Source organism: Peribacillus sp. NJ4, assembly GCF_030348345.1.
GTDB lineage: Bacteria > Bacillota > Bacilli > Bacillales > DSM-1321 > Peribacillus.
Genome location: NZ_JAUCFQ010000006.1, coordinates 300,410 through 313,564, shown reverse-complemented (window position 1 = coordinate 313,564; position 13,155 = coordinate 300,410). Strand labels below are relative to the sequence as shown.

Sequence of the window (13,155 nt, the reverse complement as noted above, 5' to 3'; positions counted from 1 at the left end):
CACAATCGTTCTTTCGAACGGCTTGTTTATACATCATAACATCTTATTGATTAGTTGTCAACTTCTGCGAAGTTTTAAACTTATTTTAAATCGCTGCGTTTTTCAGCGACCATTTCATCTTATCATTTTCATAGTAAGAAGTCAATAGTTATTATTTTTCTTTTGGAATCTACCAAAAGCGGATGAAGTTGTTCGTTTGTCTTAGTTGGTGCTTATTTATATTAATCCTTTCGTACCATAAAGTCAACACATTTTATGCAATTCTTTGTTAAGTGATTTATCCATTTATATAGGAGCATTATATGTGCCTATTACAACATGACTATAATCCACCAAAACCTTCTTGTATTCTTGTTCATTAAATCTAAGGTCCCCTTCGATCAACATCCATTTTATTAAATCGAAGACCTTTTTGAAACACACTCCCCTTCCGATTAGTAACTCTTTTGGCAAAATCCATAAAAACTATATTATCCAGATCAATTACTATCTTCATTCTCAATAGACCATTCACCCAAATAAATGAAAGGTGTAAATCGAATATAAAAAAATTGATTGTTCCTTTAAGAATGGGATAAGTGATTTTAGAAATAAACTGCTTATATTACGCATTTCCATTGTCCAAATATTAAAAAATTTTTTTACAATTTTACTTTCTTGTACTATAATAAAGTTATTTTAAAAATTTCAGGATAGACTTTTAATCATTATAAAAATAGTTGGGAGAGGGATTTATAAATGATTAATAAAAACACATCTTTGAGGATGCAAAGTATCGTTTTTATTGGCTTTATGGGAGTTGGAAAGACGACAATCGGACAGAAAGTAGCCAGAAAATTATATAGGGACTTTATTGATATAGACCAAGAAATTGAAAAGGAATTCAATATGCCCACTACAGAAATATTCAAGAAGTTTGGTGAAAAAGCATTTCGCGAAAAAGAAAAAAATGTGATTGAAAGCCTTAGTCAACAACAATTGAAAATCATTTCAGTTGGAGGCGGGGCATTCTTACAAGAGGATATACGCAATATCTGTTTATCTAATTGCATTGTCTTCTACCTTGATTTGTCTTGGGAATATTGGAAAGAAAGAATTGGCTTACTTATTGATAGTAGACCTGTTTTACAAAGTCGGACCCTAGAGGAAATCGAAGAGCTCTTTTACACCAGACAGGAGATATACTCCTATCATCATTCGAAAGTGAATACCAACGATCTTGATGTTGATGAAGTGGCAGACTTTATAGTCGATTCATTGAAAGTGGCCTGGGATATTTATGAACCGCTTAAGTAAGCCCCATTCCTTTTATATTTAACCAATGCCCCCGATAAAAGAATAATAGAAAAGATGAAAAGGATACAGAGGTAAGGATACCAAGCCTCCTGTAAACTAATCACCTTTTTATTTTTCTTTATTAGGAAGACTCTCTAATTATCAGTTCTGGGTTTAATATGATTCGCTGTTGTTCACGTTCGATTTTCTCCATTTGCTGGTACAAGAGATTCGCTGCCTCTTTTCCGATACGTCTAGGAAATGAAGAAATGGTCGTTAACGGAGGATGATAGATTTCTGCAACTGGAACGTTATCGAACCCTACGATATCTATATCTTTTCCAGGAGTAAATCCTTTCATCCTTAATCCTTGCATAACACCGAAGGCAATTAAGTCGCTAAAGCAAAAGATTGCAGTTGGCGGATTGGGATTCTCAAGTACTTTCAATACAGCCTCTAGCCCGCCCTCCCGTGTCGGGGCACTATCTATCATTAACGATTCATCCACTTCCAAGCCCGCTCTTGAAAGGGCTTCCCGATACCCCTCCATTCTCTCGATCCAAGTAGAAGATTCCCTGATTCCACCAAGTAGCGCAATTCTTTTATGTCCCTTTTCAATAAGATGGTCAACAGCAATTCGGGCTCCTTCTGGATAATCGATGCCTACATAGTCACTATTCACTTCCGGTAGTTCTCTAACAGCAAGGACCATCGGCGTGTCAATTTCATTTAATCGCTCAATGGTTTCTTGTGTACTTTCAGAGACAGGACAAAGAATCAAGCCTCCAACCCTATGTTCCAACATGGTTGAAAGAAGATGGTCTTGCTTGGTAACCGAGTCGAATGTAGTCCCCAGTAACACCGTATAACCGACCTCATCCAATGCGTCGTGAACGCCTATCAGGAATTCAGAAAAAAAGGTATTTGATATATCAGTAATAATGATTCCTACAGTATCAGAACTCTGCGATCTTAGGTTTGCTGCAATTCTATCGTAAACATAACCCAATTCATGCATGGATTTTAATACCTTTTTTCGCGTCGCTTCCGAAATTCGCGGGTTATTACGAACTATTAGGGAAGCAGTGGAAGTAGATACCCCAGCATGTTTCGCTACCTCTTGCAGCGTAACTCGACCTTTTTTGGATTGTTTCATAGTTCAATCACCATCTTGAATGTATTTTTGATGTATTTTTTATTATCATGTTCTTACTATAATAATAATATAGTTACTGTCATTATTATACCCTTGCTTTTGGGACAAGGTTATTTCATCGGTCAATAATCTCTCCAATACATCTATATACCATATTCATTTGACCAAAAAAAAAACGCCACCCTAGTTCTAGTAGATGGAGTTTTAACTAATCCGTCACCATTCCTTATCCTTGGTTAAATATAGTCTGGTGCTGTGTCAATTTTTTATACCGATAATTAACAAATGCTGCAGCTAGGATTCCTAATGTTGCAATAAAACAATCGAATAGAAAAATGTGAGATATATCCCCACTCTTGGCGATCAAACCCGTTGCAATTGGTAAAATGACGCTCGCCAAACTTGAGGCCGTCGCAACGATCCCTGTTACAGTTCCTTTTTTCCTCCAGAAAAGTTCAGTCATTATTGCAATGGTTAATTGAAATATCCCAGCTGTCGAGGCTCCAAGGAAAAAGGAGGCAATACTTAAGACCATAGGTGAATGAACCGTTAATATGATGATTACTGTCAGTAAAGTAATCATTGGATAAAGCAATATCACCGTCACGGGCTTAATCCATTTGTTTAATAAGACGGATAGTAGCAGGACGGAAATGAGTGATCCAACACCATAATAGCTCAGTAATTTAATCGAACCTGATGTGGACATCCCTGCAACTTCATGTCCGAAACTCGGTAACCAGATTTGCGAAACTGTAAATAACGCAGTTGATGTAAATCCAATTATGATTAGCGCCAGTCCTTCGCTCCAAAATTTAGGTTCAGTTATGAACCTGTTCAATTGCAAATCATCCTCATTACTGACAGGACCGGACTTGCTTTTTGGAAATGAAACCGACATCACAAAAAACATATTAACGAAATAGATGACAGCCGGTAATATAAATGCAAATCCGTAAAATAATTGGTTCTTGGAAAGGAACAAGATGATGAATGGTAAGATGGTTGCACCAAGTGAACCAAAAGCCTTAACCATAACACTGGCGGAACCTGCAGAATTAGGAAACATTTCAGTTAGCGCTGGATATGTACCAGCATCCATGGCTGAGTTGGAAATACCCGCAAGTAAAGCAAATACAAAGGCCATTTCATATGTGGAGGAAAATGGAATCCCAATTAAAAAAACTCCCATTACAATTGAGGAGACAATAATTAAAGGCTTTCTTCCAAATTTATCTGATAATACTCCCGTGAGACCATACGTGAGTAATCTCCCTATTCCTATTGCGGCAATGAGATAACTGATGCCAGTAGAATCCGTATCCCATTGCTTTGTTAAGGAGGACATGTTTGAGGCGAGGATTATATTGACCATACCCAGCAGAAAATAGTTAATATACATGCCTGATGCCGCTTTAAAATACTGATTTTTCATTATTACACCCCTATAATAAGTCACGATGTGATGTTTCTCCCTTGACCTTATAATTCAAAAATACAGTAATAAAATATTTTTCTATAAATACATTTTGAATTAAAGTCTCCCCTTTATGTTATCCATTTAAATGAAAACCACTTTTCAAAAAAAAACGCTAAGAAAAACAAGGGACTTCACTCCCTGCATTTCTTAGCTCCGAGGTTTTCTACACTCATTTGTAAGTACTTTTATCCTTTAACAATGATGCACTTCAAGTATGAAAAAACCTCTATTACGATAACATGGAGAATAATCTCGAGAGTGAATCATATTATTCTGCAAACATTTGCTCTTTGATGTAATCTACAGGCATCTGTTGACCTGTCCATAATTCAAAGGCCAATGCACCTTGCCATAGCATCATCCCAAGACCATTAATTGCTGTAGCACCCGCAGCCTCAGCTTGTTCCATTAGTTTCGATTTGCGGGGAATGTAAACAACGTCTGTTACGATTAAATCAGGACGTAGCATGGATTCATCTTGAATGACACTTAAGCCTTCAAGTGGTTTCATGCCAACGCCAGTTCCATTTGCCAAAATATCACTAGTTGCGATTTCAGCCCTTAATTGTTCAACATTTTCAAGAGGGTATACATTTGCTTTCACGTTTAAGTGCTTCATATCTTCATTGATGATTCGTACATTTTCTTCTGCTTGCGGGTAGAAAGCATCATCACGAGCAAAAATGCTAATTTCCGCCACACCTTCTAGAGCGGATTGAATAGCGATAGGAGTAGCAGCCCCACCAGAACCGATAAGAGTCATTTTCTTACCTTTAATATTTATACCATGTTCTTTTAGGTTCCGAGTATAACCCATTCCATCGGTACTGTGACCCACGAATTTCCCATCGACATTGACAACTGTATTAACGGCCCCAGAAAATTTAGCACTGTCTGCCAACTCGTCAAGATAAGGAAGTATTTTCATTTTATTAGGCATGGATACGTTAAATCCTTTTACATTTAATGCACGCATCCCTTTGACTGCATCTTCCAATTGTTCATTTCCGACTTCAAATGCTAAATAGGCGCAATTCAATCCTAATTTATCAAAAGCTAAATTATGCATGGCTGGTGACAAAGAATGTCCGATAGGTGTTGCCAGCAACCCTACCAATTCTGTTTTTCCATTGATACGTCCTAGATTTTCCATGTTCTATTCCCCCTGGTGGTTAATTTGAAAATTTTATATAAATTCCTTCTTAGAAGAAATTTCTAATTAAATATTTTGATCAATGATCTCCAATACACTTCTTAATTGATTAACAGGAATTTGTCCTGGGGCAGATGCTTCTTTTCCGGCACCGAATGTACAAGCAGATCCAAACACCGCGCCTGATAATCTACTTACCAGACCTGTACCCGACATTGACATCGTAATGAACGGACGATCGGCATACTTTGTTTTCATCGTATGGGTTGCATCTAATAAAATGAGTAAATCACCAACACTTTGGGGCATTACAGCGATTTTTGGAATATGAGCTCCTAATTCCTGCATTTTACGCAAACGGTATATGATTTCTTCTTTTTCTGGTGTCTTATCGAAATCATGGTTACACATCACTACGTATACGCCATTTTCCTCAGCTACTTTTACAGTCTCCTTCACTGACGACTCTTCAAAAAATAACTCTACATCGACAAGATCAATATTCTTCGTTCTAATTGCTGTATGAAGCAGTTGAAAATAATGTTCATCGGTGATTTTCTTGTTCCCGCCTTCTTTATGGCTCCTAAAAGTGAAAAGCAGCAATGTACTAGGTACAGCACGTCTAAGTTTTGAAATCATTTCCGAAACGGCTTCTAAGCTCTCAACTTTTTCAAAGACATCCACTCGCCATTCAATGATATCCGGCTCTAAAGCATTTACCGTTTCAACTTCTTTCAGTAGTTCTTTTTCAGTGGTCCCCATAAGCGGAACGATGATCTTTGGAACCCCTTCTCCGATCGTTACGTCTTTGATCGTGATTGTTTGCATGGATGTTTCCCCCTTTTATCATTATCATCAGTGGTGATTGATGTTCGCTTCTACCACTTAATTGGATGAAATCTTAATTACCTTTTTATATCGATAGGCAACGAAAACGGCCAATAAAATACTGACTATTGCAATTGCCACATCAAACAAGAAGACTGCAGTTAAACCGGCACTCTTAGAAATGATACCTGTAACGAAAGGTATGATGATAAAAGCTGAACTAGCTGCAATGTTTACATATGAAGTAATTGTCCCTTTATTGGCTGGGAAGAATTCGGTAATTATTGTCATGGCTAATTGGAACACTCCTGCAGTTGAAAGTCCAATGAAGAAAGCGCTCAAAACAGTCATAAATGGTTGCTGGATATATATGAGTGACAATAAAGATAGTGCTGCAATGATTGGATAGATGATCATGACGGTAATAGGCTTAATTACCTTATTCAATAGTACCGCCAGTAAAATGACAGAAACAAGTGAGCCAATGCTATAGTAACTAAGCAATTGAACAGCCTTAGCCTGGGTTAGCCCCAATACCTCTTGTCCAAAGTTCGGGAGCCAGACTTGAACCAGCATGAATAAAGCAGTTGATGTGAAGCCTAAAAGTATGACGGCTAATCCTTCCTGAGCAAACTTCGGTTTTGATAGGAATTGGTGTTGAACCGTTGCAGCTTGTTCGTCATCTTGGACATCACTAGGAGCTTTATGATTCGGGAATGAAACCTTGAGCAAGAAGAATCCGTTAACAAGGTAAACAGCAGCCATTAAGAAGAATGTATACCCGTAAAACATATCTCTAGCTATAAAGAATGCCATGATAAATGGGAAAAGTGCGGCACCGACTGAAACGAACGCTTTTATTAATACGGTAGCGGAACCTGCTTTCTTTTGAAAAGCCTCAATAAGCGCAGGATACGTACCAGCGTCCAAAAATGAGTTTGCAATACCAGCACAGACAGCAAATATAAATGCCAATGTATAGTTAGGAGCCAAAGGTATACCTATGAGGAAGATCAGGTAGATAAAAGATGCTGAAACGACAAATGGCTTCCTTCCTAATTTATCTGACAGTCTACCGGCGAAAAACAAAGAAACTAACTTACCGATTCCTATAGCAGAGACCAAGTAGCTTATCCCCGATGCACTTGTGTTTAATTGTTCGGATAAATTTTCCATATTCGATCCAATGATAATATTGATCATGCCTAAAATAAAATAGCTAATATATAAACCTGTTGCCATTTTTATAAATGGATTTTTCATGAAACACACCCCTATAGTTATTAATGATCGAAATTCAATTTGATTCTTTAGCCTTTCAGAAGTATCCCCCTTGCCCCATATCATAAAAGAAACAAATTACGTTCAAATAAAAAACAATAAACCTCTAAGTAACCGACTCCAGTTAGTACATCGTTCTACTAGATTTTAATCTAGTATATCGTTCTACTAATTCTCACTAATAGTTAGTATATCGTTCTACTAACACAATTCTTATCAAGAAGATTATAAATCCAATAGTATTGAATTTTAGCGCTTATGCTGAAGTAATTTAGTTAACTTTTTTAGTATATCGTTCTACTCGAATTATTATACTGCGCTAATTTCATTGTGTCAAACTCATGAAGCAGACCCGAAACACTGTTCCTTATTAACCATCTCTGAATTTTGAAGTGCTCACCAAATATCATCCTTATCTTAATAGTTCAGCCATAACTTGTTTTTGGTACTGTTCATACATGATGATGAATGTTTTTATTTAATATGGCACAAGGCATATTATCTCTTAAAATTAGTTTCTTCTATTTCGATATTCCTTACTTTTTTAGTTACCAGTTTCTGAATAAATTTCTTTTTAGCTAAAATAAATGAAGTGCTTCTGATTTAAATCCAATGTTGCAACTTTTTGTAATTGAAGTTATAAAGTTGAATTTTTCACTCGAGTTAATCATCTGTCTTCTAAATTATTATAAATTACTTTGTTCAATCTCTGGCTAAGTAATGCTGTAACACATTTGCCCTTATTTTCAACTTCCTTGATCTTCTTATTTCCTATAAGGATGATAAATGGAACTCATATTTTTTTCTTTTCATAAAGCCTAATGATCATATTCGGTCTTCTATCCACAACACAAAAAAAAGACCAGCCGGATGGCTGGTCTTTGAAATGGCTTGGCGGCGTCCTACTCTCACAGGGGGAAACCCCCAACTACCATCGGCGCTGAAGAGCTTAACTGCCGTGTTCGGAATGGGAACGGGTGTGACCTCTTCGCTATCGCCACCAAACAATAAAGGAACGTTGTTCCTTCAAAACTAGATAATAAGAAGGTATTTCATTTTTTAAAAAGCGTTGGTTAAGTCCTCGATCTATTAGTATCAGTCAGCTCCACATGTCGCCACGCTTCCACCTCTGACCTATCAACCTGATCATCTTTCAGGGATCTTACTAGCTTGCGCCATGGGAAATCTCATCTTGAGGGGGGCTTCATGCTTAGATGCTTTCAGCACTTATCCCGTCCGCACGTAGCTACCCAGCTATGCCTTTGGCAAGACAACTGGTACACCAGCGGTGCGTCCATCCCGGTCCTCTCGTACTAAGGACAGCTCCTCTCAAATTTCCTGCGCCCGCGACGGATAGGGACCGAACTGTCTCACGACGTTCTGAACCCAGCTCGCGTACCGCTTTAATGGGCGAACAGCCCAACCCTTGGGACCGACTACAGCCCCAGGATGCGATGAGCCGACATCGAGGTGCCAAACCTCCCCGTCGATGTGGACTCTTGGGGGAGATAAGCCTGTTATCCCCGGGGTAGCTTTTATCCGTTGAGCGATGGCCCTTCCATGCGGAACCACCGGATCACTAAGCCCGACTTTCGTCCCTGCTCGACTTGTAGGTCTCGCAGTCAAGCTCCCTTGTGCCTTTACACTCTACGAATGATTTCCAACCATTCTGAGGGAACCTTTGGGCGCCTCCGTTACTCTTTAGGAGGCGACCGCCCCAGTCAAACTGCCCACCTGACACTGTCTCCCACCCCGATAAGGGGCGCGGGTTAGAATTTCAATACAGCCAGGGTAGTATCCCACCAACGCCTCCACCGAAGCTAGCGCTCCGGCTTCTCAGGCTCCTACCTATCCTGTACAAGCTGTACCAAAATTCAATATCAGGCTGCAGTAAAGCTCCACGGGGTCTTTCCGTCCTGTCGCGGGTAACCTGCATCTTCACAGGTACTATAATTTCACCGAGTCTCTCGTTGAGACAGTGCCCAGATCGTTACACCTTTCGTGCGGGTCGGAACTTACCCGACAAGGAATTTCGCTACCTTAGGACCGTTATAGTTACGGCCGCCGTTTACTGGGGCTTCGGTTCAAAGCTTCGCTTGCGCTAACCTCTCCCCTTAACCTTCCAGCACCGGGCAGGTGTCAGCCCCTATACTTCGCCTTGCGGCTTCGCAGAGACCTGTGTTTTTGCTAAACAGTCGCCTGGGCCTATTCACTGCGGCTTTTCCGGGCTATTCACCCTAAAAAGCACCCCTTCTCCCGAAGTTACGGGGTCATTTTGCCGAGTTCCTTAACGAGAGTTCTCTCGCACACCTTAGGATTCTCTCCTCGCCTACCTGTGTCGGTTTGCGGTACGGGCACCTTACATCTCACTAGAGGCTTTTCTTGGCAGCGTGGAATCAGGAACTTCGGTACTATATTTCCCTCGCCATCACAGCTCCGCCTTAATGGAAACGGGATTTGCCTCGTTTCCGGCCTAACTGCTTGGACGCGCATATCCAACAGCGCGCTTACCCTATCCTTCTGCGTCCCCCCATCGTTCAAACGATGTATAGGTGGTACAGGAATATCAACCTGTTGTCCATCGCCTACGCCTTTCGGCCTCGGCTTAGGTCCCGACTAACCCTGAGCGGACGAGCCTTCCTCAGGAAACCTTAGGCATTCGGTGGAAGGGATTCTCACCCTTCTTTCGCTACTCATACCGGCATTCTCACTTCTAAGCGCTCCACCAGTCCTTCCGGTCTGACTTCAACGCCCTTAGAACGCTCTCCTACCATCGACACCTAATGGTGTCAATCCACAGCTTCGGTGATACGTTTAGCCCCGGTACATTTTCGGCGCGGAGTCACTCGACCAGTGAGCTATTACGCACTCTTTAAATGGTGGCTGCTTCTGAGCCAACATCCTGGTTGTCTAAGCAACTCCACATCCTTTTCCACTTAACGTATACTTTGGGACCTTAGCTGGTGGTCTGGGCTGTTTCCCTTTCGACTACGGATCTTATCACTCGCAGTCTGACTCCCAAGAATAAGTATTTGGCATTCGGAGTTTGACTGAATTCGGTAACCCGTTGGGGGCCCCTAGTCCAATCAGTGCTCTACCTCCAATACTCTCATCTTGAGGCTAGCCCTAAAGCTATTTCGGAGAGAACCAGCTATCTCCAGGTTCGATTGGAATTTCTCCGCTACCCACACCTCATCCCCGCACTTTTCAACGTGCGTGGGTTCGGGCCTCCATTCAGTGTTACCTGAACTTCACCCTGGACATGGGTAGATCACCTGGTTTCGGGTCTACGACCTCATACTCATTCGCCCTATTCAGACTCGCTTTCGCTGCGGCTCCGTCTTATCAACTTAACCTCGCATGAAATCGTAACTCGCCGGTTCATTCTACAAAAGGCACGCCATTACCCATTAACGGGCTTTGACTACTTGTAGGCACACGGTTTCAGGATCTATTTCACTCCCCTTCCGGGGTGCTTTTCACCTTTCCCTCACGGTACTGGTTCACTATCGGTCACTAGGGAGTATTTAGCCTTGGGAGATGGTCCTCCCTGCTTCCGACGGGATTTCTCGTGTCCCGCCGTACTCAGGATCCACTCAGGAGGGAACGAAGTTTCAACTACAGGGTTTTTACCTTCTTTGACGGACCTTTCCAGATCACTTCATTTACCCCGTTCCTTTGTAACTCCATGTTGAGTGTCCTACAACCCCAAGAGGCAAGCCTCTTGGTTTGGGCTAATTCCGTTTCGCTCGCCGCTACTCAGGAAATCGCATTTGCTTTCTCTTCCTCCGGGTACTTAGATGTTTCAGTTCCCCGGGTCTGCCTTCAGTACCCTATGTATTCAGGTAAAGATACTGTTCCATTACGAACAGTGGGTTTCCCCATTCGGAAATCTCCGGATCAAAGCTTACTTACAGCTCCCCGAAGCATATCGGTGTTAGTCCCGTCCTTCATCGGCTCCTAGTGCCAAGGCATCCACCGTGCGCCCTTTCTAACTTAACCGTTAAAAAGATCTTACAGATGCTTTGAAAAAAATTAATTGCCTTCTATCTATTATCTAGTTTTCAAGGAACAAAGCAGAAAGAATCCATCACATCGTGATGCTTGTCTTTCCTATTTGAATGAATTACTCATTCAAAACTGAACAAAACAAAAGCGCTCTCGTAATTATCCTTAGAAAGGAGGTGATCCAGCCGCACCTTCCGATACGGCTACCTTGTTACGACTTCACCCCAATCATCTGTCCCACCTTAGGCGGCTGGCTCCATAAAGGTTACCTCACCGACTTCGGGTGTTACAAACTCTCGTGGTGTGACGGGCGGTGTGTACAAGGCCCGGGAACGTATTCACCGCGGCATGCTGATCCGCGATTACTAGCGATTCCGGCTTCATGTAGGCGAGTTGCAGCCTACAATCCGAACTGAGAATGGCTTTATGGGATTCGCTTACCTTCGCAGGTTTGCAGCCCTTTGTACCATCCATTGTAGCACGTGTGTAGCCCAGGTCATAAGGGGCATGATGATTTGACGTCATCCCCACCTTCCTCCGGTTTGTCACCGGCAGTCACCTTAGAGTGCCCAACTGAATGCTGGCAACTAAGATCAAGGGTTGCGCTCGTTGCGGGACTTAACCCAACATCTCACGACACGAGCTGACGACAACCATGCACCACCTGTCACTCTGTCCCCCGAAGGGGAAAGCCCTATCTCTAGGGTTGTCAGAGGATGTCAAGACCTGGTAAGGTTCTTCGCGTTGCTTCGAATTAAACCACATGCTCCACCGCTTGTGCGGGCCCCCGTCAATTCCTTTGAGTTTCAGCCTTGCGGCCGTACTCCCCAGGCGGAGTGCTTAATGCGTTAGCTGCAGCACTAAAGGGCGGAAACCCTCTAACACTTAGCACTCATCGTTTACGGCGTGGACTACCAGGGTATCTAATCCTGTTTGCTCCCCACGCTTTCGCGCCTCAGTGTCAGTTACAGACCAGAAAGTCGCCTTCGCCACTGGTGTTCCTCCAAATCTCTACGCATTTCACCGCTACACTTGGAATTCCACTTTCCTCTTCTGCACTCAAGTTCCCCAGTTTCCAATGACCCTCCACGGTTGAGCCGTGGGCTTTCACATCAGACTTAAGGAACCACCTGCGCGCGCTTTACGCCCAATAATTCCGGACAACGCTTGCCACCTACGTATTACCGCGGCTGCTGGCACGTAGTTAGCCGTGGCTTTCTGGTTAGGTACCGTCAAGGTACCAGCAGTTACTCTGGTACTTGTTCTTCCCTAACAACAGAACTTTACGACCCGAAGGCCTTCTTCGTTCACGCGGCGTTGCTCCGTCAGACTTTCGTCCATTGCGGAAGATTCCCTACTGCTGCCTCCCGTAGGAGTCTGGGCCGTGTCTCAGTCCCAGTGTGGCCGATCACCCTCTCAGGTCGGCTACGCATCGTCGCCTTGGTGAGCCATTACCTCACCAACTAGCTAATGCGCCGCGGGCCCATCTATAAGTGACAGCCGAAACCGTCTTTCCATCTTCTCTCATGCGAGAAAAGAACGTATCCGGTATTAGCTCCGGTTTCCCGAAGTTATCCCAGTCTTATAGGCAGGTTGCCCACGTGTTACTCACCCGTCCGCCGCTAATCTCAGGGAGCAAGCTCCCATCGATTCGCTCGACTTGCATGTATTAGGCACGCCGCCAGCGTTCGTCCTGAGCCAGGATCAAACTCTCCGAAGAAATGTTTGACTTGCTCATTTTGCTTTTTTGATAGTGTGTGCTCACTTAAAATTTAACGTTGGCGCTTTGTTTTGTTCAGTTTTCAAAGAGCAATTTCACAATCGTTCTTTCGAACGGCTTGTTTATTCATCATAACATCTTATTGATTAGTTGTCAACTTCTGCGAAGTTTTAAACTTATTTTAAATCGCTGTGTTTTTCAGCGACCATTTCATCTTATCATTTTCATAGTAAGAAGTCAATAGTTATTATTTT

6 protein-coding genes and 3 rRNA genes are annotated in these 13,155 nt (G+C 42.3%); 1 reads left to right on the top strand and 8 read right to left on the bottom strand.

Annotated features, from left to right (window positions below):
* The first annotated feature begins 738 nt into the window (after positions 1–738).
* Positions 739–1,296 (top strand): shikimate kinase, encoded by a 558-nt coding sequence (locus QUF94_RS27535; protein ID WP_289318828.1) that lies wholly within the window; start codon positions 739–741, stop codon positions 1,294–1,296.
* A 121-nt stretch (positions 1,297–1,417) separates the two neighbouring features.
* Here QUF94_RS27535 and QUF94_RS27530 read toward each other — a convergent pair whose 3' ends face one another.
* The 8 genes from QUF94_RS27530 to QUF94_RS27495 all read right to left on the bottom strand — a co-directional run bounded on the left by QUF94_RS27530 (position 1,418) and on the right by QUF94_RS27495 (position 12,901).
* Positions 1,418–2,431 carry a LacI family DNA-binding transcriptional regulator gene (locus QUF94_RS27530; RefSeq protein ID WP_289318827.1) on the bottom strand — a complete coding sequence of 338 codons (1,014 nt, stop codon included), beginning with the start codon at positions 2,429–2,431 and terminating at the stop codon, positions 1,418–1,420.
* Between the two features lie 226 nt (positions 2,432–2,657).
* Complete coding sequence (locus tag QUF94_RS27525) at positions 2,658–3,866, bottom strand: MFS transporter (protein WP_289318826.1); 1,209 nt, start codon at positions 3,864–3,866, stop codon at positions 2,658–2,660.
* A 313-nt stretch (positions 3,867–4,179) separates the two neighbouring features.
* Positions 4,180–5,064 carry a shikimate dehydrogenase gene (aroE, locus tag QUF94_RS27520; protein WP_289318825.1) on the bottom strand — a complete coding sequence of 295 codons (885 nt, stop codon included), beginning with the start codon at positions 5,062–5,064 and terminating at the stop codon, positions 4,180–4,182.
* A gap of 66 nt (positions 5,065–5,130) precedes the next feature.
* Positions 5,131–5,892, bottom strand: coding sequence for a type I 3-dehydroquinate dehydratase (aroD, locus tag QUF94_RS27515; protein ID WP_289318824.1), 762 nt, complete (start codon positions 5,890–5,892; stop codon positions 5,131–5,133).
* Between the two features lie 57 nt (positions 5,893–5,949).
* Positions 5,950–7,155, bottom strand: coding sequence for an MFS transporter (locus QUF94_RS27510; RefSeq protein WP_289318823.1), 1,206 nt, complete (start codon positions 7,153–7,155; stop codon positions 5,950–5,952).
* 907 nt (positions 7,156–8,062) lie between these two features.
* A 5S ribosomal RNA gene (rrf, locus tag QUF94_RS27505) occupies positions 8,063–8,178 on the bottom strand.
* 64 nt (positions 8,179–8,242) lie between these two features.
* Positions 8,243–11,175 (bottom strand): 23S ribosomal RNA (locus tag QUF94_RS27500).
* Between the two features lie 175 nt (positions 11,176–11,350).
* Positions 11,351–12,901, bottom strand: a 16S ribosomal RNA gene (locus QUF94_RS27495).
* Together the 16S, 23S and 5S rRNA genes form the textbook arrangement of a ribosomal RNA operon.
* Between the last annotated feature and the right edge of the window lie 254 nt (positions 12,902–13,155).